The sequence below is a fragment of the Eisenbergiella tayi genome (assembly GCF_001881565.1).
Lineage (GTDB): Bacteria > Bacillota > Clostridia > Lachnospirales > Lachnospiraceae > Eisenbergiella > Eisenbergiella tayi.
In genome coordinates, this window is record NZ_MPDJ01000006.1 from 254,279 (window position 1) to 276,071 (window position 21,793).

Annotated in this window: 22 protein-coding genes, 2 tRNA genes and 1 riboswitch; of the genes, 21 read left to right on the forward strand and 3 right to left on the reverse strand. The window is 47.1% G+C overall.

Annotated features, from left to right (window positions below):
- Positions 1-5: 5 nt before the first annotated feature.
- From BLA28_RS23055 to BLA28_RS23065, 3 genes are all read left to right on the forward strand, one after another.
- Complete coding sequence (locus BLA28_RS23055; RefSeq protein ID WP_069157423.1) at positions 6-1,364, forward strand: alpha-L-fucosidase; 1,359 nt, start codon at positions 6-8, stop codon at positions 1,362-1,364.
- Between the two features lie 8 nt (positions 1,365-1,372).
- Entirely contained in the window at positions 1,373-3,424 is a 2,052-nt protein-coding gene (locus tag BLA28_RS23060; RefSeq protein WP_069157422.1) for a beta-galactosidase, read from the forward strand.
- Positions 3,425-3,530: 106 nt separating this feature from the next.
- Positions 3,531-3,666: riboswitch (FMN riboswitch) on the forward strand.
- Positions 3,667-3,901: 235 nt separating this feature from the next.
- A complete protein-coding gene (locus BLA28_RS23065) occupies positions 3,902-4,627 on the forward strand; it encodes an ECF transporter S component (RefSeq protein WP_044965405.1) in 726 nt (241 codons plus the stop codon).
- Between the two features lie 87 nt (positions 4,628-4,714).
- On the opposite strand, the gene BLA28_RS23070 is transcribed toward BLA28_RS23065, so the two are convergent.
- Complete coding sequence (locus BLA28_RS23070) at positions 4,715-6,163, reverse strand: MAC/perforin domain-containing protein (protein ID WP_069157421.1); 1,449 nt, start codon at positions 6,161-6,163, stop codon at positions 4,715-4,717.
- Positions 6,164-6,382: 219 nt separating this feature from the next.
- Here BLA28_RS23070 and BLA28_RS23075 point away from each other — a divergent pair, with 219 nt between their 5' ends.
- Positions 6,383-6,799, forward strand: a complete 417-nt coding sequence (locus BLA28_RS23075) for a helix-turn-helix domain-containing protein (protein ID WP_044965371.1) — start codon at positions 6,383-6,385, stop codon at positions 6,797-6,799.
- A 91-nt stretch (positions 6,800-6,890) separates the two neighbouring features.
- On the opposite strand, the gene BLA28_RS23080 is transcribed toward BLA28_RS23075, so the two are convergent.
- Positions 6,891-7,466 (reverse strand): HD domain-containing protein, encoded by a 576-nt coding sequence (locus tag BLA28_RS23080; protein ID WP_044965373.1) that lies wholly within the window; start codon positions 7,464-7,466, stop codon positions 6,891-6,893.
- Positions 7,467-7,729: 263 nt separating this feature from the next.
- Between BLA28_RS23080 and BLA28_RS23085 the strand changes: the two genes are divergently transcribed.
- From BLA28_RS23085 to BLA28_RS23095, 4 genes are all read left to right on the forward strand, one after another.
- The gene (locus BLA28_RS23085) at positions 7,730-8,197 is read left to right on the forward strand and encodes a GNAT family N-acetyltransferase (RefSeq protein WP_081329998.1); all 468 of its coding nucleotides are present in this window, start codon (positions 7,730-7,732) and stop codon (positions 8,195-8,197) included.
- A gap of 23 nt (positions 8,198-8,220) precedes the next feature.
- Positions 8,221-8,349 (forward strand): hypothetical protein, encoded by a 129-nt coding sequence (locus BLA28_RS34455; RefSeq protein WP_278336233.1) that lies wholly within the window; start codon positions 8,221-8,223, stop codon positions 8,347-8,349.
- 27 nt (positions 8,350-8,376) lie between these two features.
- A complete protein-coding gene (locus BLA28_RS23090) occupies positions 8,377-9,735 on the forward strand; it encodes an MATE family efflux transporter (protein WP_069157420.1) in 1,359 nt (452 codons plus the stop codon).
- A 439-nt stretch (positions 9,736-10,174) separates the two neighbouring features.
- The gene (locus BLA28_RS23095; RefSeq protein ID WP_069157419.1) at positions 10,175-10,930 is read left to right on the forward strand and encodes a TraX family protein; all 756 of its coding nucleotides are present in this window, start codon (positions 10,175-10,177) and stop codon (positions 10,928-10,930) included.
- Between the two features lie 201 nt (positions 10,931-11,131).
- Here the strand turns inward: BLA28_RS23095 and BLA28_RS23100 are convergent, their stop codons facing one another.
- Positions 11,132-11,341, reverse strand: coding sequence for a hypothetical protein (locus tag BLA28_RS23100; protein ID WP_069157418.1), 210 nt, complete (start codon positions 11,339-11,341; stop codon positions 11,132-11,134).
- 345 nt (positions 11,342-11,686) lie between these two features.
- On the opposite strand from BLA28_RS23100, the gene BLA28_RS23105 reads away from it, so the two are divergent.
- The 13 genes from BLA28_RS23105 to BLA28_RS23165 all read left to right on the forward strand — a co-directional run bounded on the left by BLA28_RS23105 (position 11,687) and on the right by BLA28_RS23165 (position 21,595).
- Positions 11,687-12,391, forward strand: a complete 705-nt coding sequence (locus BLA28_RS23105) for an ABC transporter ATP-binding protein (RefSeq protein WP_009255126.1) — start codon at positions 11,687-11,689, stop codon at positions 12,389-12,391.
- Between the two features lie 73 nt (positions 12,392-12,464).
- Entirely contained in the window at positions 12,465-14,273 is a 1,809-nt protein-coding gene (locus tag BLA28_RS23110; RefSeq protein WP_069157417.1) for an HlyD family efflux transporter periplasmic adaptor subunit, read from the forward strand.
- Between the two features lie 42 nt (positions 14,274-14,315).
- Complete coding sequence (locus tag BLA28_RS23115) at positions 14,316-15,527, forward strand: ABC transporter permease (protein ID WP_081329997.1); 1,212 nt, start codon at positions 14,316-14,318, stop codon at positions 15,525-15,527.
- A gap of 120 nt (positions 15,528-15,647) precedes the next feature.
- The gene (locus BLA28_RS23120; RefSeq protein WP_009255123.1) at positions 15,648-16,127 is read left to right on the forward strand and encodes a YcxB family protein; all 480 of its coding nucleotides are present in this window, start codon (positions 15,648-15,650) and stop codon (positions 16,125-16,127) included.
- Between the two features lie 52 nt (positions 16,128-16,179).
- A complete protein-coding gene (gene tsaE, locus BLA28_RS23125; protein ID WP_009255122.1) occupies positions 16,180-16,629 on the forward strand; it encodes a tRNA (adenosine(37)-N6)-threonylcarbamoyltransferase complex ATPase subunit type 1 TsaE in 450 nt (149 codons plus the stop codon).
- On the forward strand, positions 16,626-17,495 hold the full coding sequence (tsaB, locus tag BLA28_RS23130; RefSeq protein WP_069157416.1) for a tRNA (adenosine(37)-N6)-threonylcarbamoyltransferase complex dimerization subunit type 1 TsaB: 870 nt from the start codon (positions 16,626-16,628) through the stop codon (positions 17,493-17,495). Before tsaE ends, tsaB begins: the two co-directional genes overlap by 4 nt.
- 17 nt (positions 17,496-17,512) lie before the next feature.
- Positions 17,513-17,935 carry a ribosomal protein S18-alanine N-acetyltransferase gene (gene rimI / locus BLA28_RS23135; protein ID WP_242880593.1) on the forward strand — a complete coding sequence of 141 codons (423 nt, stop codon included), beginning with the start codon at positions 17,513-17,515 and terminating at the stop codon, positions 17,933-17,935.
- Between the two features lie 93 nt (positions 17,936-18,028).
- A complete protein-coding gene (locus BLA28_RS23140) occupies positions 18,029-18,274 on the forward strand; it encodes a hypothetical protein (RefSeq protein ID WP_044965400.1) in 246 nt (81 codons plus the stop codon).
- 22 nt (positions 18,275-18,296) lie between these two features.
- Complete coding sequence (locus tag BLA28_RS23145) at positions 18,297-19,208, forward strand: ribonuclease Z (protein ID WP_009255118.1); 912 nt, start codon at positions 18,297-18,299, stop codon at positions 19,206-19,208.
- Between the two features lies 1 nt (position 19,209).
- A complete protein-coding gene (tsaD, locus tag BLA28_RS23150; RefSeq protein ID WP_071699512.1) occupies positions 19,210-20,265 on the forward strand; it encodes a tRNA (adenosine(37)-N6)-threonylcarbamoyltransferase complex transferase subunit TsaD in 1,056 nt (351 codons plus the stop codon).
- Between the two features lie 70 nt (positions 20,266-20,335).
- A complete protein-coding gene (gene ispD / locus BLA28_RS23155) occupies positions 20,336-21,052 on the forward strand; it encodes a 2-C-methyl-D-erythritol 4-phosphate cytidylyltransferase (protein ID WP_069151346.1) in 717 nt (238 codons plus the stop codon).
- 270 nt (positions 21,053-21,322) lie between these two features.
- Positions 21,323-21,408, forward strand: a tRNA-Ser gene (locus tag BLA28_RS23160).
- Between the two features lie 98 nt (positions 21,409-21,506).
- Positions 21,507-21,595 (forward strand) — tRNA-Ser (locus BLA28_RS23165).
- The last annotated feature ends 198 nt before the right edge of the window (positions 21,596-21,793 follow it).

Sequence of the window (21,793 nt, forward strand, 5' to 3'; positions counted from 1 at the left end):
AGAAAATGGAAAAGAAAATACCCAGGGAAATTACGGGGGCGGAACTGAAATCCATGCTGAAAAGCAGCATCAATTTTAAAAGTCTGGGCGGCGTAAAGGTTCCCGGCCTGAAGCTGAAGCCGGAGCAGATGCAGTGGTGGCGGGATGCCAAAATAGGAATGTTTGTGCATTGGGGGCTTTATTCCCTTTTGGGAAGAGGGGAATGGGTGCGCTTCAATGAACAGATACCGAAGGAAGAATACGAAGCCCTTGCCATGGAATTCAGCCCTCAGAATTTTTCCACGGACGAATGGGCACAGATGGCCGTGGAGATGGGGGCAAGGTATATGGTCATGGTCACCAGACACCATGACGGCTTTGCACTTTGGGACAGCGCGGGCAGCTATGAGCAGTTTACCACTGCCAAAACCGGATCCCGCAGGGACTTTGTGGCGGAATATACGGAAAGCTGCCGTAAGGCAGGACTCCGAGTAGGATATTACTATTCCCCCATGGACTGGCGGTTTCCCGGTTACTTTGATCCGGAGGGCCTGCCGGAGAATGCGGCGCTGATGAAAAAACAATGCTACGATCAGGTAGAGGAGCTGGTTACCCGATATGGGAAACCCGATATCCTGTGGTATGACGGCGGCTGGCTGGCGCACAAAGGAAGTGACACCTCCAGCGCCTGGTTCTGGGAACCCGGAAAGCTCAATGCCATGGTGCGTTCCCACAGCCCGGAAACCGTGATCAATCCCCGATCCGGCTGGGAAGGAGATTTTTACTGCGACGAAGGCTCCCATGAAATACAGGGAAAAATCATTCCTGTTCCATGGGAAAAAAATATGTGCCTCTGCAGCGGCAGCAGCTGGGGCTGGATGGCGGATGATCCCGTGTCCGATTTTGACTGGCTGATAAAAATGCTCGTCAATGTAGTATGCCGGGACGGCAACCTGCTTTTGAACATCGGCCCGGACAGAAACGGCAAGGTTTCGGAAGAGATCCACCAGCGTATCAGGCAGATCGGAGACTGGCTGAGCCGTTACGGCGAAAGCATCTACAATACAAGAGGAGGCCCTTTCGAGCCAGAGGATGAGGTATACGGAACCACCTTCCGTGAAAACCGCATTTATCTGCATATCCTGGACACGGCGGCCTTTGCCGGACGCAGGCTCCCGGATCCGGGCGTGCGGATCCGACGCTGTTACCTGTTGGGAACAGAAGAAGACGCGCCTTTTGAACAGGGAGAAGAAGGGCTTCGGATCACAATACCTCAGGGAAGAAAGACAACGCCGCAGGATCCGGATTGCATCGTCGTACTGGAACTGGACGGGAAAGTCCCTCAAAAAGAAGAAAACGAAGTTTATTTCACGGGAAAGGAATAGGGGAAAAGATGTTATATGGAGTTTCCTATTATCCGGAACAGAAAACGAAGGAAGAACTGGAACAGGACCTTGCCCTGATTAAAGAATCCGGAATCAATACGGTGCGCATGGGGGAATTTGCATGGAGCCGTATGGAGCCGGAGGAAGGGCATTTTGCATTCGGCTGGCTGGATGATGTGGTGGAAAGCCTGGGGCAGGCGGGGATCCGTACCATCATCTGTACCCCCACAGCCTGCCCGCCGGCCTGGCTGGTGACCGGACACCCGGAAATCCTGTATCAGGATAACAGAGGAGTGGTAAGGCCCTTCGGAGGAAGACGCCACTATTGCTATAACAATGATTTTTACCGGGAAGCCTGCGCGCGGATCACGCAAAAAATAGCGGAGCATTACGGAAAGAACCCCTGGGTAGCCGGTTTTCAGATCGATAACGAACCCGCCCAGGAGGGGACCGGCAGATGTACCTGCCCGGTGTGCCGTCAAAAATTCAGCCGCTGGCTGGAACAAAAATACGGTACAATAGAAAATTTTAACCAAAGAAGCGGCGCCGTATTCTGGTCCCAGGAATATCAGAGCTTTGACCAGATTACCCCTCCTGTCAATTCCATAGAGCCCGGTGCGCAGAATCTGATAAACGCCTTTTATGAAAATCCTCTGGTACGCCTGGATTTCGAACGGTTTTCCAGCGACAGCCAGATCGAGTTCCAGAATAGCCAGACAGCTGTCCTGCGGAAGTATACCGGCTGTCCGGTGACCACCAATGCCACCGGCCTTGCTACCAACAGCATAGACTATTATAAAAGCACCGAAGCCCTGGACTGCTATGCCTTTGATTACTATCCCGGCCTGCGCAATGCCCGGGTGGATTCCTTCCCCTATGCATTTGCCAGAGGCGTCAAAGAGGGTGCCCCCTTCTGGGTGCTGGAATTCATGTCGGGAGGCGGCCACCGGCTCAGTGGCTCCGGCAGGCTGCAGCCGAATCCCGGGGCGCTGAAGCAGGCGGTCATTCAGGCCTTTGCCCATGGCGCACAGGCGCTTCTGCATTTCCAGTACCGCACCTTTCCCTATGGGGCGGAGCAGCTGAATTACGCCATTGTGGACATGGACGGAATCCCCAGAAGACGCTACTATGAAATGAAAGAAACCGCGGAACTGTTAAAAAAGCTGGAGCCCTTATCCGGTGCGAAGTTTCCCTCGGAAGCGGCGATTCTTCTGGATTACGACAGCCACTGGGCCCTGCGCATCAAGCCTGTAAATGATCCTCTTTTTACCTATCTGGATTATGGACAGAAGCTGTACCGCAGCCTGGAACGAATCGGAATTAACGCGGATGTCATATCCTGCCATGCCTCCTGGGAAAGCTATAAAGTCCTTCTGCTCCCCGCCGCCTTCATACTGGATGCGGATATCCGCGGCAGGCTGCGGGAATATGTAAGGCAGGGAGGCATTCTTATCGCAACCTTTTTAACCGGGGTGAAAAATGAAGATAATGCGGGCTGTACCCAGCCGCTTCCCGCCGGGCTGACGGACGTATTCGGCATACAGGTGGAAGAAGTGGAGCCGGTTTTTGCCGAAAATCATACATCGTTCAAACTTACCCTGCCCTGTGAAAACGGCGGAGAGAAGGACGGGGAGAAAAGAGAATGGATCGTTCCCGACGGCATGTGGAGCGAGCTGCTGTCAGGAACCGGAAAAGCCCTGGGAGTTTATCAGGAAGACTATAAAAAAGGCTGCATGGTCATTTCCGAACAGCAATTCGGAAAAGGGAAGGCCTGTTACGTAGGAACCGACATGCCCGATGAAGCATGGCAGCAATTCCTCCTCACTGTATGCGCCCCTGCCTGTCCGGCGCCCGAACAGGTCACAGCCCCTGACGGAGTGGAACGCGTCATGCGCCTGCTGGGCGGAAGAAAAATCTTCTTCCTGTTCAATTTTACATCCGCCCCTCAGACTATAAAGAAATGCGGAGGGTACCGGGATTATCTGACAAAAAAGGCTGCGGCGGACGAAGAGGTTCTGGAAAGGAATGATTTCCTTGTGCTGGAAGAGATGCCGCAGTAAGGAGAAAAATCCCTGTTGACTTTTGCCGAAATCCTGCTATGATAAAAAAGTAACAGAAAGCGGTTTTTAAGATAACATGGAAATCTGCTTTCAGGTGAATAAAGGTAAAGTTCTTCAGGGTCGGGTGTAATTCCCTACCGGCGGTGAAGCTGCGTGAGCAGACAAGTCCGCGACCCGCATAAGCGGCTGATTCCGGTAAGAATCCGGAACCGACAGTAAAGTCTGGATGAGAGAAGAAGAATCATGAGAGGAAGGCCTGGTTTATTTATTGTTTCCCCGGAAACAGGGTAATGCCGCTTTTTCCTATGGATTGGATATCTGCCCGGAGAATATATTTCTCCGGGTTTTTTATTTCCTTAGGACAGCCGTTCCCGCAATCGTAATAAATCCAAAGCCATACTCCTCATGAAAAGTCAGAAGAATTTTCCTTATCTATCAAATTTTCCGGGAATCCGGAAAAAAGAAAAGGAGAGAGTTATGAATAATCTAGCAGCAACATTTATGGAAAACCTTATTTTTGTCCTGGAGTTCCTGGGACTGGTAGCCGCCATGGTAATCATAGCCTATGTGGTGGAAAAACTGGAAAAGAAGAAAAACGGCGTAAAGGAACGCACCCTAACTACCAGAAAGATTGCCATGATCGGCGTCTTTTCTGCAATAGCGGCAGTCCTTCACGTAATGGATTTTCCCATTCCCTTCGCCCCCGACTTTTATAAACTGGACTTCAGCGAGCTCCCGGCCCTTATCGGAGCATTTGCGTTCGGCCCGGTAGCCGCCGTCATGATAGAATTCTGCAAGATAGTCCTGAAGCTGTTATTCAAAGGAACCTCCACTGCCTTCGTAGGAGATCTGGCAAACTTTATTATTGGCTGCACCTTCCTGCTTCCCGCTTCGATCATTTACCTGTTCCGGAAGAACAAGAAAAATGCGGTGATAGGATGTGTTGTGGGAACTTTGGTGATGACCATATTCGGAACGGCCTTTAATGCGGTTTATCTGCTTCCCAAATTTGCGGAGCTTTATGGCCTTCCTCTGGACTCCATAATCGAAATGGGCCACGTCATCAACCCGGCCATCAACAGCGTTAATACCCTTGTTGTATTCGCAGTGGCTCCAATGAACATACTCAAGGGCGGCATCGTATCCTTAGTAACCATGCTGATATATAAGAAAATCAGCCCGATTCTCCACAATACGAAATAGTTTGAGCTGCTAATCAGGGACTGCCTTTTCAGGCAGTCCCCGCTGTATATGGGAAGGAATGTTTACTTCCGGTAAAAATCTGTACGTTTATTTCAGACTGTCAGCCAGCGCCTGCAGTTCTCTCTTTTCCCTTTCAATTTCATCAAGATATTTCTCACGATAGGTTAACAGATAAATAAAAAGCCCTCCGGCTCCCTTGTTCAGATCAGCAAGATTATTGTTCTGATCCTTTGCCATCCTCCAGTAATTATCCGTAAAGGATGACTGCTCAGTGGTCCCAAGGCCGTAAATCCCGTCTTTTTCCTTATTATCTTCTTTTTTATATGCAAGATAAATATATTCACCTCCGGATCCTGTATTCAAATCGGCATCTATCCTGGTATAGCCGCCGAGCTTTGTATTACGTCCCATCAGAATTTTAATATCTGTAATTCTGTCCTTTTGATTTGTACCAAAACGATAGAGCAGGTAAATATATTTCCCTCCCGATCCTTTGTTCAGGTCAATATCATAAGCAGAGAGAGTCCCCGGATTCATCTGGGCAACATACCAGTTTTCAGGGCAGACGGAACGGATATTATCTTTATCCCTTATTTCTACACGGAGGTCGGTTATAAAAGGAATATTTGCCTTCACTTCGTCCAGGACATCTATATTATACAGATAAAATTCTTTTTCCAGCGTTTTGGCACGTGCGGCATTACTCGTCAGTTCCCATATAGGCAGGCTGCCGTTTCTGTTAATCCGGAAAGGAACGGCTTTGTCCGCCAGAGAATCCATCCAGGCCTTACTCTGACTGTTAAAATCGCTGACAGAAAACGCCGAGAAAGAATTTCCGCCGACAGAACGTATCCTGACGCTGACATTCTGATAAAAAGAAACGGCGTTTTTGTATGCGCTGGTGGAGGAATCGAAGCTGAGACCCGAATAAGCGGCGGCAGCATCCGCGGAAACCTGCTGTACGGTTTTATGCATATGGTTGTGATAGCGCATATCCAGCATGATACATCCACCCACACTGAAATCACGGATTAGGTGGGTACCATATTTTAAAAATAACTTTCTGGGTTCCATGTTTTCCAAATCCTCCCGGAAATGTGCATCCAGGCATTCGCGCAGGTCGGAAACATCTCCTTTGGAATAGATATGGCCAAGGACATGCGCCTGATATTGCTTTAAGAAAATATTATTGTCCAGAATGGAGTTTCCTGTCTGGTAATCTGCAGAAAGGCTGGCATTGAGGGCTACCGAATTGTAGGCAATGGTATTCTTCGTCCCAAAGCTGGTTTCCATCTCATAAAGAGTATTTCCTGCATAGGTTTCGGAAATGGAACCTGTTTCATTTCCACTCACGTAATTATAAAAGCTGTTGCCCGGGAATTTTTCATTAAGCTTATCTTTATCCAGAATGGTATTGGACATCTGGATATCCTCAGTTCTGAGATAGGGGTTGCTGACTACATTATATCCCTGAAGCAGATAATGACGGTGGTCATCCAAAAGAGATTGTAATTTTAAAAGATCAATGTTTGACATAAAAATGTCCTCCTTTTCATCATAAGTGCGGATTTGGCACTCTTTAGTATCTTTTTAAGACACTAATAGCATACTATGAAAAACAAAGGATGTCAACAACATAAGTGTCTTAAAAAGATATTTGTTTGGGAAAAATAAATAAAATATTGCTTGCTTAACAAAAGAATGGTAATATTAAGACACATAATTGGAAAATAATATTCCGAGAGGAGCTATTTTATGGAAATAGGAGAGCGAATACGCAGGCTGCGTAAGGACAGGCATATGACCCAAGAGGAGCTGGCCCATATGCTGGGACTTCAGAAATCAGCCATAGCTAAATACGAAAAGGGGAGGGTTTCCAATATTAAAAAAGCCACCTTGCTGAAGATGGCGGAGATTCTGGAAGTATCCCCCTCTTATCTGTTAGGGATAGAAGAATATGCAGTCCGGGAGGAACCGGAAACAGCCCTGCTTATGGAATATTATCATAGGCTGAACCGGAAGGGTAAGAATAAGGCATTGGACAACCTTTATGATCTGACACAGATACCCGCCTATCAGGCGCAGGCAGGAGAAGAAGAATTACCGCTGTCGGCGGCTCATAAGGAAGAAGATATGACAGAGGAACAGAACGCTTCGGACAGGAAACTTTAGACGCAGACATAAAAACAGGCAGCTGAGACTGTTTAGACTGTCTCAGCTGCCTGTTTTAAATACGCCAGGAATTCCGGCGCCTGCGCAGAGCCTACAGCTCTCCTTTCAGCCCCAGAGCTTCGGCCTTTTCCTTCATCCCTTCAATCGTCTCCCGGATCACATCATCCAATTCCATTCCGAGCATTTCACACCCGGTACGGATGGTATTACGATCCACGCCCGCGGCAAAGGATTTATCCTTGAATTTCTTTTTTACAGACTTCACTTCCAAATCCAGGACACTTTTGGAAGGACGCATCAGACAAACCGCATTAATAAGGCCAGTCAGTTCATCAATGGTGAACAGCACCTTTTCCATCGTGCTTTCCGGTTTTACATCGGAACAGATTCCATAACCGTGGCTGCAGACTGCATGGATATAAAAATCATCGATTCCCCGTTCCTTCATGATTTCCGCCGCTTTTTTGCAGTGCTCGTCCGGATATTTTTCATAATCCAAATCATGCAGCAGACCGACCACGCCCCAGGTTTCTTCCTCTTCACCGTTGAGCCGGCCAAAGTGGCTCATAACAGCTTCCACAGCCAGAGCGTGCTTCTGCAGGGCAGGGGTCTTGGTGTACTCGGTTAACAGCGCCCAGGCTTCATCCCTGGATAATTTCTTCTCCATTTCGTTATTCCTCCTGTAATCATCGTGATTCCCGCGGGCGGCGGGCCAAAGATTCGTCTGTCCCTGGCAACCGCGGGGGTCAAAGAGCCGCGGACTTCAGTCCATTGTACTTGCCGGGAACTTTGACTTTTCATGAAAGGTTTCCTATAATAAATAAACTGTATCATAGTTCGATATATATGGGACAAGGAACAATCAACAAGCTTTATTTTAGGACGGTTCCCGCTATTCGTCAATACAGGGAAGATAAATGAGGGAAAAAGATGATAGAAATCAGATTGCTTGATGAAAAAGAAACAGAAGAAGCCTTTTCCTTAATCTGGGAGGTGTTTCTCGAATTCGTTGCTCCGGATTATACACAGGAAGGGATAGATAATTTTTATCAGGAATATGTCCATGGAGCCGGTTTCCGAAATAAATTCACTGATAAAAGAGAAGTAATGTACGGCGCGTTCGTCGGAAATAATTTAGCCGGTGTGCTGTCTTTTTCGGATAAAAACACGGTGTCCTGTGTGTTTGTCAGAGGAAAATACCATAAAATGGGAATAGGCAGATGCTTATTTGAGAAAGCTGCCGAAGAAATGTGCCGCCGCGGAGCGGATAAGATAAAGCTGAACGCATCGCCCTATGCCGTTCCTTTTTATCACCATTTAGGCTTTCAGGATACAGGCGCACAGGCCGTCTATAAGGGAATTGTTTATACTCCCATGGAATTGCTTCTGAAAAAATAATGCCTTATACTTTGGGAGACAAAATGAATACTTCAAATCAATTAACCATAGGAAAAGCGCTTCTCTGCTGTATGCTTGTCCATGGCGGATATAATCTCATTTCCTTTTTTACTGCTGTCATGCCATTGCTTGACAGGGCAAAATATCTTTGACAAAAACGATGACAGGAGCGGCATTCCATGTACCGGGATTTAACCAAAGGGAATATAACAAAAACAATAATACTGTTTGTGCTGCCTATGATGGCGGGAAATCTGCTGCAGCAGTTTTATAACATAGCCGATACCCTCATAGTAGGAAGGTTCCTTGGCAGCAATGCCCTTGCAGCGGTAGGCTCCGCTTACACATTAATGACGTTCCTCACCTCCATTCTTCTGGGCCTGTCCATGGGAGCGGGGGCGCTGTTTTCCATTTACCAGGGACAGGGAGATACACAGCGTTTGAAAGCTGCTGTCCTCCATGCGTTCGGACTGATTTTTGTGATTGCTGCCGTCCTGAATGTCGGGGTATATCTGTTTATCGATCCTATCATGGCCTTTCTGCATGTGCCAAAACAGGTATATCCCCTGATGAGGGATTATTTATGGATTATATTTGCCGGCGTGGGAGCTGCTTTCCTTTACAATTTTTTTGCCGGACTGCTGCGGGCCATGGGAAATTCTTCCGTTCCGCTGATTTTTCTGAGTATCTCCGCATGTCTGAATATCGGCCTGGATCTGCTGTTCGTTCTCGTATTCGACTGGGGAGTGAAGGGGGCGGCAGGCGCTACGGTTATTGCTCAGTATGCAGCAGGCCTGGGTATCACGCTTTATACCTTTATCCGCTGTAAAAATTTTCTGCCATCCCGTACGGATCTGCGGTGGAACAGCCATATCCTGCGGGAAATATGCAGCCTTTCTATTCTCACCTGCATACAGCAGTCCGTCATGAATTTCGGAATCCTGATGGTACAGGGCCTGGTGAACAGCTTCGGGCCGGTAATCATGGCGGCTTTTGCCGCAGCCGTCAAAATCGACTCCTTCGCTTACATGCCGGTCCAGGATTTCGGAAATGCCTTTTCTACCTTTGTGGCTCAGAATTATGGAGCCGGAAAAGAAGAGCGTATTCGGGTCGGCATTAAAAAAACAGTGCAGCTCACCCTCTTGTTCTGCATTTTCGTATCTGCTGTTGTAGTTCTTTTCGCCAGGCCTCTTATGCTGTTGTTTGTACAGCCGCAGGAAACGGAAATCCTTGCGGAAGGCGTGAAATATCTGCGGATTGTCGCCCTTTTTTACTGGGGAATCGGCTGCCTCTTCTTACTCTATGGTTTTTACCGCGCCGTAAAACGCCCCGGCATGTCCGTGGTGCTGACCGTGATTTCCTTGGGAATGCGGGTACTGCTTGCCTATCTGCTTTCAGCATTTGTCGGTGTGACCGGAATCTGGGCGGCTATTCCCGTCGGATGGATTTTGGCTGATGTGACGGGGCTGGTTTATTATCGGTACCATAAAAAGGAATTGATGAAATTTACCGGCCCGCCCCTGGAAGGGGAACTGTAATAAAGGAAATACATCAGATTTTGCACAAGCATAAATAAAACAGGGCGGCCGCTTTCCGATGAATGCGGCCGCCCATAAAATTTGAGGGAGGGCCGGCATCTTTGCAGATGCCGGTGAGTTATGAAAAAGAAAAATCTATTTAAAAAAGTCTTACTGGCTTTGTATGAATAAAGGATAACATTCAATTGTGTAGCAATCGTGATGAAATTTTGAAGAATTTGTGAAGCTATTGCAAATAGAAAATGTATCCTCTATTGATTTTTCATATTCCTATAATACCCGTTTTCCCCGGAAATATTCATAATAATCCCATAATTTAGAAAAAAATAAGGAAACCTTAAAAGAACCGCATGGATTTGCAGACCGCTTCTATAGTATGATGAAGCAAGTCGGAAGCCCCGCGGCAGTTACCGGGGAGTGACACGAAAAGGAGCTCGTCATGAATACCTTTACATTAAAAATGATCGCACTCGTCCTTATGGTTATCGATCATATCGGCTATTATTTTGAAGGAACGCCGTCCTGGCTTCGATGGCTGGGCAGAGGCTCCTATCCCCTGTTTCTTTTCTGCATGGTCTGGGGCTATCAGTATACAAGGAACCGGAAAAGGTATCTGCTTCGTCTGTATCTGATGAGTCTCTTTATGACGTTCTTTTCCTATACCGTGGATACAGTGTTTGTTTCGCAGAACGGTTATGGAAATCACAATATTTTTCTCTCCATGTTTTTGGTAGGCGTGCTTATCAGCACAGTGGAGCTATATCAGAAGGATCGGAAAAAGGGCGCTGTCCTGTTGGGTGCGATAGCCTTTGTCCAGCTGCTGTATTTCCTCATGCCCAATATTATTCCCTTTACACGTAATTTATCCGGGGATCTTCTTACGGGGATTGTTCCCAATCTTGCGCTGAATGAATATGGTTTTTCTTTCGTGGTCCTGGGGGTACTCATGTATTTCCTGAAGGAGAAGAAAGATTTGTTCTGCGTTATGTATATCCTCTTCTGTATCAGCCAGTTCAGTATAGAGATGTTTGAAAGCGGAGGCATCGGAGCTACCCAGTGGCTCATGGTTCTCGTCCTTCCCCTGATGCTTGGATACAATAACCAGAAGGGCCCGGGCATGAAATATTTCTTTTACATCTTTTATCCGGCACATACCTTCCTTTTGTTTTATCTTGCTGAGTTTGTTTTTCAATAAATAGAGGAAGGAATACACAAAAAAGGCAGGCCGTCCGGCCTGCTATAATTTTTGAGGGAGGGCCGGCATCTTGGCAGATGCCGGCAAGTTATGAAAAAGAAATCTATTTTAAAAAGTTATTGGCTTTGTATAAATATACGATAACATCCAAGTATGGAAGTTCCGTGATGGAAGTTTGAAGAAATTGTGAAGCTTTTGGAACTAAAAAATGAATCCCTCGCTTTTCATATCTTCGGTCAGCCCGGCTACGAGATGCTCCATTTCCTGTTTTGAATTCACCTGTCTTGAACGATCGATCACATTTTGGCGGGAAGATTCGCTCAATGAGGAAAAAACACGCATGGCATCCATATTCTGGGCTAACGCCATGCCTAATCCCAACGGTATTTCATCATTATTTAAAAGGCTCATATTTCCTCCTTTGCTGTTATAAGTTGTTATGGAAGCACGGATAGTATGTGTTGTTTCAAGATAATTATACAAAAACAATCGTTATTTAGAAAAAATTAAGAAAATTTTAAAGGAAGTACATAGATTTTTCAAAGGTAACTATAGTATGATAGTCAAAGTAATATTTCGGGACACTCCTTAATTTAAGGGGATGGAACGGAGGATACTGTCAGCAGGATAAAATATCCGGTTGACAAAATGAATAAACCGTATTACTGTATTAACTGTATAATACAGATGAAATGTAAACAGTTTCCGCGGTCAAAAAAGAAAATTGACCGGAAGGGGAACAAAGGGAGAAAAAGTATGAGTGCGCTGGTTGAAGTAAAGGACATGTGTAAGGTTTACAACCCGGGTGAAAACGAAGTGCGGGCACTGGATCATGTAAATGTATCGATTAATGAAAATGAATTTGTGGCAATTATCGGTCATTCCGGCTCAGGAAAATCCACGCTTATGAATATGCTGGGATGCCTGGATGTCCCTACGAGCGGAACCTACCTTCTGCATGATCAGGACGTTTCCAGGATGAGTGACGATGATCTGTCCGATATCAGAAACCGGGAAATCGGTTTTATTTTTCAGGGTTTTAACCTGATACCGAATCTGACGGCCCTGGAAAATGTAGAACTTCCTCTGATTTACAGGGGAATCAGCAAAAAAGAGAGGCTGGAGCTTTCCCAGGATGCCCTCAGAAAGGTAGGACTGGAAAAACGAATGAACCACAAGCCTTCGGAAATGTCCGGAGGGCAGCAGCAGAGGGTCGCCATAGCGAGAGCCATTGCCCAGGCGCCGCCTGTGATACTTGCGGATGAGCCTACCGGTAACCTGGACTCCGGTTCGACCAAAGAAATTATGGGAATTCTTAAGAGCCTTCACCAGGAAGGAAGAACCGTAATCATAATTACTCATGATAATGATATCGCCGCTCAGGCAGAGCGGGTTATCCGTATCAAGGATGGCTATATTGAAGCGGATTATAACCAGGATACGGAGAACTATGAGGAATAATTTTTTTACAGAGTTTCAGAACTCTTTATATAATAGGTAACTACCCTACGGGATAAATTATGGAGGAATCAAAATGAGTGAGTTAGAGAACAAAGATACCGGCAGCCTGGAATCGGCCAAAGATAAAAAGAAGAGAGAAAAAGCCGAAGCAAAGGAAAAGAAGGCTCAGGAGAAGAGAGAAGCTGTTATGGCCGGAGGGACCGGCAAGAAGAAAAAGAAGAAATTCGGCTGGATTATCGCCCTTGCTTTAGTCATTGTCATAGTGGGCTATTCCGTTGTGACAAGTGTTATTGCCAAAAACACCCCCATGCAGGTGAATACCGTGGAAGCGACCGTCGGAGTGATTGAAGAAACATTATCCACCAGCGGTACGGTAAGCAGTGAGCAGAGCAAAACATATTATGCGCCTGTGGGTGCTACCATTTCCCAAATGAGCATCGCCCTGGGTGATGAGGTGGCAGAGGGACAGCAGCTGGTTTCCTTTGATACTACAGATTTGGAAATGAAGAAGACGAAAGCGGAGCTGGATGCGTCCGTAACAGCAAACAGCTACAAAAGTTCCGAGTATAAGAGCAATAAAAATCAGTCTGAATATAATGAAGCAACAATCGGTCTGCCTGAGCTGAAGGTACTGGCAGAGCAGCAGGAACAGTATGTACAGGGATTGAAGTACCAGCTGGAGGACGAGCAGCAGCAGAAAAAGCAAAAGCTGCAGGATTGGCTGGGAAAACTGAATCAGGAGCTGGATACACAGTCTAATAAGCTGGAGGAGCAGCACGATTCTGAGACGAGAAAAAGTATTCAGGAGATCATCCAGAACCTGAACAACAGCATCCGCGAAACGAATAACCAGATCAGCGATCTGAGCATGTCTGACGAGCTGAAAGAAAAACAGCGTCTTATCGATGCAGAACAGAAGAAACTGGATGATATGAACGAAGAAATCAATAAGAGAGAAGGCAAGGAAACCTCCTCGAAAGCGGGGATTGCCGATCCTTATGAAAAACAGCAGCTGGCGGCAAACACACAGAGCGCCCAGCTTACGGCAACCGAGGCTGAAAATGAACTGGAAAAAGCCCGGGCAGGCGTAACTGCCGAATTCCCCGGCATTGTTACCAAAATTGCCACCGTATCCACATCCAAGGATGCGACCAAGGGCGGCGGCCTTCTGGAAGGCGCAACCGTTGCCGAAGGAACCGAACTCTTTACGATTGAAAGCAATAAACAGGTCAAAGTAGGAATAGAAGTTACCAAATACGATTTGCCCAAAATAGCCATTGGCCAGCAGGTAGACGTTACAATAGCGGGCAATGTATATGAAGGAGAGGTTTCCAAAATTAACAAGGTGGCGGCAGCCAATTCCCAGGGAACACCCGTGGTTGGAGCGGAAGTCCATATCAAGAATCCCGATGACAGCATCTTCCTGGGTGTGGAAGCAAAGCTTGTTATTCATACCGCTTACGCGGAGAATGTAATAACCATACCGGTTGAAATCGTAAATGCGGATAAGCAGGGCGAATTCTGTTATGTAGTGGATAATGGTGTTGTGACCATGAGAAGAATCACCACAGGAATTTCCTCCGACAGCATGGTTGAGGTAAAAGAAGGCCTGAAAGAGGGCGATCAGATTGTATATGATGTGACAGGTACCATTATGGAAGGAATGAAGGTTATGGCAGTTCCTATGGGCGGCGGAATGGCCGGCCAGACCATGATGGAAACCGGAGCAGCAGCCGGTGAAACGGAAGCTGTGACAGAAACGGCATCGGAAGCTGTATCGCAGACAGCGGCCGGAGAGGGTTCCTCCGAAGAAGCAGGCGGAGAAACAGAAACTGCTGAATCACAGGCAGCGAGTGGCACACTGGGATCTGAAAATGAATAGCCAGGTACTATTCGAAGCTGCCTATATAAGGAGGACTGAATAGTGGCACAGGCATGGGAATATATAAAAATTGCCCTGATGAATATCAGGAGCAATAAAGGCCGGTCAATCCTGACTATGCTGGGTATTATCATCGGTATTACTTCCGTAATCATGATTATATCCATCGGCGATGGGGTTAAAGGACAGGTTAATGATGAATTGAATGCCATGGCCGGAGGGCTGATTGGTATTTATGTAAATAATGAGCACAGTGAAGAAGAGGTTTATTTTGACTCGGATGACTTTGAAGCAATAAAAGAGAAGGTGCCGGGTGTAAAGGGTGTGACCCCTGTATATACGATGTACGGCAGTGCAATTGGCAAAAAAGGTGAATTTACCGCGTATGCATCCGGCGGTACGGAAAGCATGGAATTTTACCAGAGTGAGCCTATTATTGCAGGACATTATTTTACCGCCAGTGATTATTATTCCGGTAATAAGGTCTGCGTTGTACCGGAACAGGCGGCGAAGAAGATGTTTGGTACTACGGATGTTGTAGGCCTTACCATAGAGGTAACTCTGTATGGGACAACACAGGATCTTAGGATTGTAGGTGTCCGCCAGGACAGTGCTGCGGCTATGTTCAGCATGTATGGTGATATGATTAATATTGAATTGCCGCTTAGCGTACTCAGCGCGTCCTATGGATTGTATTTTGGGGAGTTTACGGATTTCATGATTATCAGTGATTCTCCTGCGGAGTCCGTTCAGGTGGCCCAGAGCAGTATCAACCTGCTGGAAGGAAGACACAATGTAAGAGGAAAGGGAGTGATTCAGGTTCAGAACATGCAGGACCAGATTTCCGAAATCAACTCCGTTTTAGGAAGTATATCCATCTTTGTTGTAATAGTGGCGGCAATTTCCCTTTTGGTCGGCGGAATTGGTGTTATGAATATCATGCTGGTTTCCGTTACGGAGCGTACCAGAGAAATTGGTATCCGCAAGTCTCTGGGTGCCCGGACCGGTTCCATACTGCTCCAGTTTTTGTCCGAATCCGCTATTATTACCCTGCTGGGAGGTATTATAGGTATCATCCTGGGTGTTGCAGGCGCGATTCTCATCGGAGGAGTAATTGGCTTCTCAGCCCGGATTCAGCCAAGCACTGTTTTGATAGCTTCCCTGTTCTCGGCAGGCGTAGGTATTTTCTTCGGAATTTATCCTGCCAGGAAGGCGGCAAAACTCAGCCCTATTGAAGCGCTTCGCCATGAATAGGCTGAAATCTCTTGCGTTACGAAATATTTTCAGTATAATATAATGATAAGTAGACAAAAGCACCTACGACGTAGGTGCTTTTTCGGGTCGTATGAATCAACAGGGACAGGAAGGTAATTTATGGAAGTGGAATTTGATGTAAAAATTGATTCGGCAGTTCTTTATGACTATATGCTCCACCATACCTATACCAGCTTTGCCGGAGTAGTGGGAACTACGGTAGGAGCGCTGATTCTGGTTGCGTTTGGCATGACGGGCCATGTGGTCTATCTGATTGCCGGACTTATAATCCTGCTGTACCAGCCGGGAAGTCTTTTATTGAAAGCAAAGCAGCAGGCGCTCACAAATCCGGCATTCAAGCAGCCCCTTCATTATAAAATGACAGAAGAAGGCGTCGAAGTATCCCAGGGGGATATGGTGGAATTCCAGAAGTGGGAGGATATGGTGAAGGCGATTTCCACCGGCAGGAGCATTATCCTTTATACAACCAGAATCAATGCGAGTATTTTTCCTCGCAGGGATTTAAAGGATAGCCTCTCCAAAGTTGTGGAAATGATCTCCACGCATATGCCTCCTAAAAAAGTGAATATCCGAATGTAGTTATCAGCCTTTGCAGATAATGTCCGGCAAAACGGACGCAGGAGATACCATAATGAAAACAGAACAGATCGAGAGCTTCAGCCCGGAAGACACCTTTGCATTTGGAGAACAGATCGGCAGACAGGCCGTTCCCGGGCAGGTTTATACCCTCATAGGTGATTTGGGTGTGGGCAAGACGGTTTTCACCCAGGGTGTTGCGGCAGGACTGGGTATTCAGGAGCCGGTCAGCAGCCCTACCTTCACTATTATCCAAATTTATGAAGAAGGAAGGATGCCCTTTTATCACTTTGATGTTTACCGCATCGGCGATGTGGAAGAAATGGATGAGATAGGCTATGAAGATTGTTTCTACGGAAACGGCCTCTGCCTTATTGAATGGGCCAACCTCATAGAAGAAATCCTTCCCCCCTCCTATACGGAGATCCGGATTGAAAAAGACTTGAAAAAGGGTTTTGACTATCGTAAAATCACCCTGACAAGGAAGGAAGCGAATCAAGAATGAAAATATTAGCCATAGACAGTTCAGGACTGGTAGCCAGCGTGGCGGTAACGGAAGATGATAATCTTATCGCGGAATACACCACCAACTATAAGAAAACACATTCCCAGACACTTCTTCCCATGCTGGATGAAGTGAAGAAAATGATAGAACTGGATTTAAACACCATTGATGCCATTGCCGTATCTGCCGGCCCGGGCTCCTTCACCGGGCTCCGGATAGGATCCGCAACAGCAAAAGGGCTGGGCCTGGCTTTGAATAAGCCGCTGATAGGTGTACCCACAGTGGATGCCCTGGCGATGAACCTGTATGGGACGGATCAGATCATCTGCCCCCTGATGGATGCCAGACGCAGCCAGGTTTATACCGGCATTTACCGTTTTGTGCAGGAAAGCGGGAATGAGGCGGCAGCTCCTGCCAGCCTTCCGGATGCCGCGCAGGCACAGGCTTTCGGTGAAGTCAGCTATTCTCTGAAAGTACGAGAGCCCCAATGTGTGGTACCCATTGAAGAGATTGCAGAAAGGCTGAACCGGCTGCCGGAAGCCGGCGGCGTGATCTTTTTAGGGGATGGGGTACCTGTTTTCCGTTCGAGGCTGGCGGAATTAATGCGCCGTCCCTATTCCTTTGCCCCGGCTCTGTGCAACAGACAGCGCGCCTCTGCAGTCGCGGTATTAGCCGCCGGGTATGCAAAAGAAGGGAAAATGGTATCGGCGGATGCTTTTGTCCCGGAATATCTTCGTCCCTCCCAGGCGGAAAGAGAACGAAGCGAGGCCCGGAAATTAGCAGGAGCCCAGGCCGGTGACGCCATGATGAGAAAAGGAACCTTCTCCAAAGAGAAGAAAGCCATCCCGGAAGAAAGTGGTAGCTGATAATGGAAATTCGCAGAATGAGAAGGGAAGATCTCACTCAGGCTGCCGCGCTGGAAGAAAAATGCTTTGGGGCGGATGCCTGGTCGATGCAGGCCTTCGCTGATGCCCTGGAGGATGAGAATGCGCTCTACCTTACCTGCATTGTAGAGGAGGAAGGCCTGATAGCCTACTGCGGTATCTGGAGATCCTTTGAAGACGGAGATATCACCAATGTAGCCGTGGACGAAAGATACAGAAAAAAAGGATTCGCGCGTCTTCTGCTCCGGGAACTGATGCAGAAATCGGCAGCCTCCGGCGTGGAAAATTTTACATTGGAGGTTCGGGAGAGTAATCTGCCCGCCATCCGCCTTTATGAGTCTTTAGGCTTTGTTACAGAGGGAATCAGGAAAAATTTTTACAGAAATCCGAATGAAAATGCGCTCATTATGTGGAAGAGATAGCCAGCGCATGGAATAATTACCGCTGTTTTTCGACAAAAATTTACGTTATAATGAACAAAACGGAAAGCGTAAAATACGCGGATAGGAGTGGCCATGCGGAAATATCAGGATAATAATACCCAACTTGTAACGGTAATCTGCAACCGATGCAAAAAAGAGTTAAAGGTGGAAAATGGAATACTGAAGGAAGGCTGTTTTGAAGTCAGCCATGCTTTCGGATATTTCAGTGAAAAGGACGGACAGGTGTATCAATTTGACCTGTGCGAACAGTGTTTTGATAAAATGCTCACAGAATTTCAGGTGCCTGCCGAAGTGAAGGAGGCAAAAGAACTTCTGTAGCGGATTGGAGTAATACGTATAGATGCTGGATGTATGTTTATTGGGAACCGGAGGGATGATGCCCCTGCCCTACAGGTGGCTGACCTCCCTCATGGCCCGTTACAATGGAAAAAGTATTATGATCGACTGCGGCGAGGGAACACAGATTGCCATGAAGGAAAAGGGCTGGAGCCCTAAGCCGGTGGATATTATCTGCTTTACCCATTATCACGCCGACCATATCAGCGGCCTTCCGGGAATGCTTCTCACCATGGGGAATGCAGAACGGACAGAACCGCTTCTTCTGATAGGCCCCAAGGGGCTTACCCGTGTGGTAAATTCCCTTCGTGTCATCGCTCCCGAACTTCCTTTTCCTATTGAATATATGGAACTGACAGAGCCGGAGCACAGCATAGATTTTGAAGGCTTCCGTATTGAAGCCTTCCGCGTGAACCATAATGTAGTCTGCTACGGCTATAGTATAATCATTGAACGAAGCGGCCGTTTCCAATTGGACAAAGCCCAGGCATTGAATATCCCCAAACAGTATTGGAGCCGTCTGCAGAAAGGGGAAACCATCGAGACCCCGGAAAACGTGTTCACCCCGGATATGGTTATGGGGCCTCCCAGAAAAGGAATTAAGCTCACCTATTGTACAGATACCAGGCCCACGGAGGGAATCGTAAAAAATGCCGCCGAAGCCGATCTGTTCATTTGCGAGGGTATGTACGGCGAACCGGAAAAAAAGGACAAGGCCCGGGAATACAAGCACATGACTTTTCTGGAGGCGGCGGATATGGCAAAACGCGCCCAGGTCAAGCAGATGTGGCTGACCCATTACAGTCCTTCCCTCATCAGGCCGGAAGATTATATGGATGGAGTCCGCAAAATCTTCCCTCAGGCCATTGCCGGGAAAGACGGGAAAAGTATAGACCTCCTTTTCGAGGAAGACTGAAATGCAGCAGAATAATGGAGAAAAGCCCATGGAAAAAGAAGATATCTATATTCTCGCAGTGGAAAGCTCATGCGATGAAACAGCGGCCTCCGTTGTCAGAAATGGCAGGGAGGTTCTTTCCAATATTATATATTCACAGATCGATCTGCATACGCTCTATGGCGGTGTGGTCCCTGAAATCGCATCCAGAAAGCATATAGAGAAAGTAAATCAGGTAATCGAAAAGGCCCTGTCCGATGCGGGTATTACTTTAGAGGAAGTGACTGCTGTGGCAGTGACCTATGGCCCCGGCCTGGTGGGGGCGCTTCTGGTAGGAGTATCCGCAGCAAAGGCCATAGCGTTTGCCGCGGACAAGCCTTTGGTCGGAGTCCATCATATCGAAGGACATATCAGCGCCAATTTTATAGAAAATAAGGATCTGGAGCCTCCTTTTATCTGCCTTGTGGTTTCCGGCGGACATTCCCATCTTGTAGTGGTAAAAGATTACGGGGAGTACGAAATCATCGGAAGGACAAGGGATGATGCCGCGGGCGAAGCCTTCGATAAGGTGGCGAGGGCTATCGGTCTCGGCTATCCCGGCGGTCCCAAAATCGATAAAGTATCGAAAGAAGGCAATCCGGATGCCATTGTATTCCCGCGTGCGAAAGTAGACGGGAGTACCTACGATTTCAGCTTCAGCGGCCTGAAATCCGCAGTGCTTAATTACCTCAATTCCTGTGAAATGAAAGGAATTGCGGTAAATCAGGCGGATGTTGCAGCTTCTTTCCAAAAAGCGGTGATCGATGTCCTGGTAGGGCATTCCATGGAAGCCGTGTCCCAATACCATCTGAATAAATTTGCCATTGCCGGAGGAGTGGCTTCCAATACTTCCCTGCGCGCCGCATTTGAAAAAGCCTGCAGAGAAAAAGGCCTGGAATTCTATCACCCATCTCCGGTGTACTGTACGGATAATGCCGCCATGATCGGCGTGGCCGGTTATTATGAATACTGCAAAGGGACAAGACATGGCTGGGATCTGAATGCGGTTCCCAATCTGAAGCTGGGTGAAAGAATATAGATTCTGACGCCTGTATTTTACATAGAGCATGAGGAAATATACTTCCCATGCAGAAAAAGAGGAACAGATTATGCAGGAGAAAACAGCTGCGGTAGTATTGGCCGCCGGTAAAGGAAAAAGAATGAACAGCGATGTGCCGAAACAGTTTATGCTGCTTCGGGAAAAGCCGGTTCTTTATTATTCCCTGCAGACATTTCAGGACAGCTTCGTGGATGAAATCATCCTGGTAACCGAAAAAGGGGAAGAGGAATACTGTCGGAAAGAAATAGTCGATAAATATCACCTTACCAAGGTAAAGCATATAACCGCAGGCGGAACGGAACGGTATTTCAGTGTGGCCAATGGACTGGAGGCCGTATCGGAAGACTGTGCCTATATATTTATCCATGACGGAGCCAGACCTTTTGTTACCGGGCAAATCATAAATGACGCACTGAAGAATGTACGGGTTCACAAAGCCTGTGTGGCGGCGATGCCGGTAAAGGATACGATAAAAATCGCAGACGATCAGGATTTTGCAGTTTCAACCCCCAGAAGGGATCTCGTCTGGATGATGCAGACCCCCCAGGTATTTCAGGCGTCCCTGATCCGGGAGGCATACCGCAGGCTTATCAAGGAAGAAGAAAAGCTGCGTACAGAGGGAATTCAGATCACGGATGATGCCATGGCAGTGGAAACCCTGCTTCACCAACCCGTAAAATTGTTCCGGGCATCCTATGAAAATATTAAGATCACCACGCCCGAAGATCTTGTAATTGCTGACGGCATTTTGGAAAAAAGAGTCTGATTTTGCAGAATCTGACCGATTTGCTATTCCTGTATATGCAGTAAATACGGGAAAAATTACACTTTCTAAAAAATAATTAAAAATATTGGAAAAAATGTGTTGACACTGAGGGCCTTTTTCGCTATAATAACTTTTGCACTGCTGAGGAACACAAACATCTGAACAAACAGAGAGTTCCGCAACAGCAAAGCTTGAAAACATTCTTTCCTATAAACAGCAGGGAAGATAAGATACAGAATATCCCAGTGTTTTGTTTGACAGAAAACATATGGAGAGGTATCGAAGTGGTCATAACGAGGCGGTCTTGAAAACCGTTTGTCCGCAAGGGCGCGTGGGTTCGAATCCCACCCTCTCCGTTAGCGTTAATCGCTGCGGAAATCAGACTGAATGATTTTCGAGACACACAAAAATAAATAGCGGGTCAAACCGCAGAGTTGATTGAATCAGCTTGCTTGGAGAAGTACCCAAGTGGCCGAAGGGACACCCCTGGAAAGGGTGCAGGTCGTTAATAGCGGCGCGAGGGTTCAAATCCCTCCTTCTCCGTTCGCAGTTCTTCTATATAAGAAGCTACTGTGCAAGCTTGTGAAGTCTGTCTGGAACAAACATCAGATAAGAAAGCACAAGCACAGAACCTTGACAAATAAACAGTAATGCAACCCTGAAAATTCTAAAAAAGAAAATTCAGAGAACAAGTTTTAAAGCTTCGAGAGAAGACCTTTAAGACACCCAAAAACAGTAAGA

What these genes read in the sequence shown, in the direction of transcription:
- BLA28_RS23145 (WP_009255118.1), top strand. Translation starts at nt 18,297, where the DNA reads ATGCTGGATGTATGTTTATTGGGAACCGGAGGGATGATGCCCCTGCCC.
- BLA28_RS34455 (WP_278336233.1), top strand. Translation starts at nt 8,221, where the DNA reads ATGAATACTTCAAATCAATTAACCATAGGAAAAGCGCTTCTCTGCTGT.
- BLA28_RS23110 (WP_069157417.1), top strand. Translation starts at nt 12,465, where the DNA reads ATGAGTGAGTTAGAGAACAAAGATACCGGCAGCCTGGAATCGGCCAAA.
- BLA28_RS23105 (WP_009255126.1), top strand. Translation starts at nt 11,687, where the DNA reads ATGAGTGCGCTGGTTGAAGTAAAGGACATGTGTAAGGTTTACAACCCG.
- ispD (WP_069151346.1), top strand. Translation starts at nt 20,336, where the DNA reads ATGCAGGAGAAAACAGCTGCGGTAGTATTGGCCGCCGGTAAAGGAAAA.
- BLA28_RS23140 (WP_044965400.1), top strand. Translation starts at nt 18,029, where the DNA reads ATGCGGAAATATCAGGATAATAATACCCAACTTGTAACGGTAATCTGC.
- BLA28_RS23100 (WP_069157418.1), bottom strand. Translation starts at nt 11,341, where the DNA reads ATGAGCCTTTTAAATAATGATGAAATACCGTTGGGATTAGGCATGGCG.
- tsaD (WP_071699512.1), top strand. Translation starts at nt 19,210, where the DNA reads ATGCAGCAGAATAATGGAGAAAAGCCCATGGAAAAAGAAGATATCTAT.
- BLA28_RS23075 (WP_044965371.1), top strand. Translation starts at nt 6,383, where the DNA reads ATGGAAATAGGAGAGCGAATACGCAGGCTGCGTAAGGACAGGCATATG.
- tsaE (WP_009255122.1), top strand. Translation starts at nt 16,180, where the DNA reads ATGAAAACAGAACAGATCGAGAGCTTCAGCCCGGAAGACACCTTTGCA.
- tsaB (WP_069157416.1), top strand. Translation starts at nt 16,626, where the DNA reads ATGAAAATATTAGCCATAGACAGTTCAGGACTGGTAGCCAGCGTGGCG.
- BLA28_RS23060 (WP_069157422.1), top strand. Translation starts at nt 1,373, where the DNA reads ATGTTATATGGAGTTTCCTATTATCCGGAACAGAAAACGAAGGAAGAA.
- BLA28_RS23085 (WP_081329998.1), top strand. Translation starts at nt 7,730, where the DNA reads ATGATAGAAATCAGATTGCTTGATGAAAAAGAAACAGAAGAAGCCTTT.
- BLA28_RS23055 (WP_069157423.1), top strand. Translation starts at nt 6, where the DNA reads ATGGAAAAGAAAATACCCAGGGAAATTACGGGGGCGGAACTGAAATCC.
- BLA28_RS23080 (WP_044965373.1), bottom strand. Translation starts at nt 7,466, where the DNA reads ATGGAGAAGAAATTATCCAGGGATGAAGCCTGGGCGCTGTTAACCGAG.
- rimI (WP_242880593.1), top strand. Translation starts at nt 17,513, where the DNA reads ATGAGAAGGGAAGATCTCACTCAGGCTGCCGCGCTGGAAGAAAAATGC.
- BLA28_RS23120 (WP_009255123.1), top strand. Translation starts at nt 15,648, where the DNA reads ATGGAAGTGGAATTTGATGTAAAAATTGATTCGGCAGTTCTTTATGAC.
- BLA28_RS23090 (WP_069157420.1), top strand. Translation starts at nt 8,377, where the DNA reads ATGTACCGGGATTTAACCAAAGGGAATATAACAAAAACAATAATACTG.
- BLA28_RS23095 (WP_069157419.1), top strand. Translation starts at nt 10,175, where the DNA reads ATGAATACCTTTACATTAAAAATGATCGCACTCGTCCTTATGGTTATC.
- BLA28_RS23070 (WP_069157421.1), bottom strand. Translation starts at nt 6,163, where the DNA reads ATGTCAAACATTGATCTTTTAAAATTACAATCTCTTTTGGATGACCAC.
- BLA28_RS23065 (WP_044965405.1), top strand. Translation starts at nt 3,902, where the DNA reads ATGAATAATCTAGCAGCAACATTTATGGAAAACCTTATTTTTGTCCTG.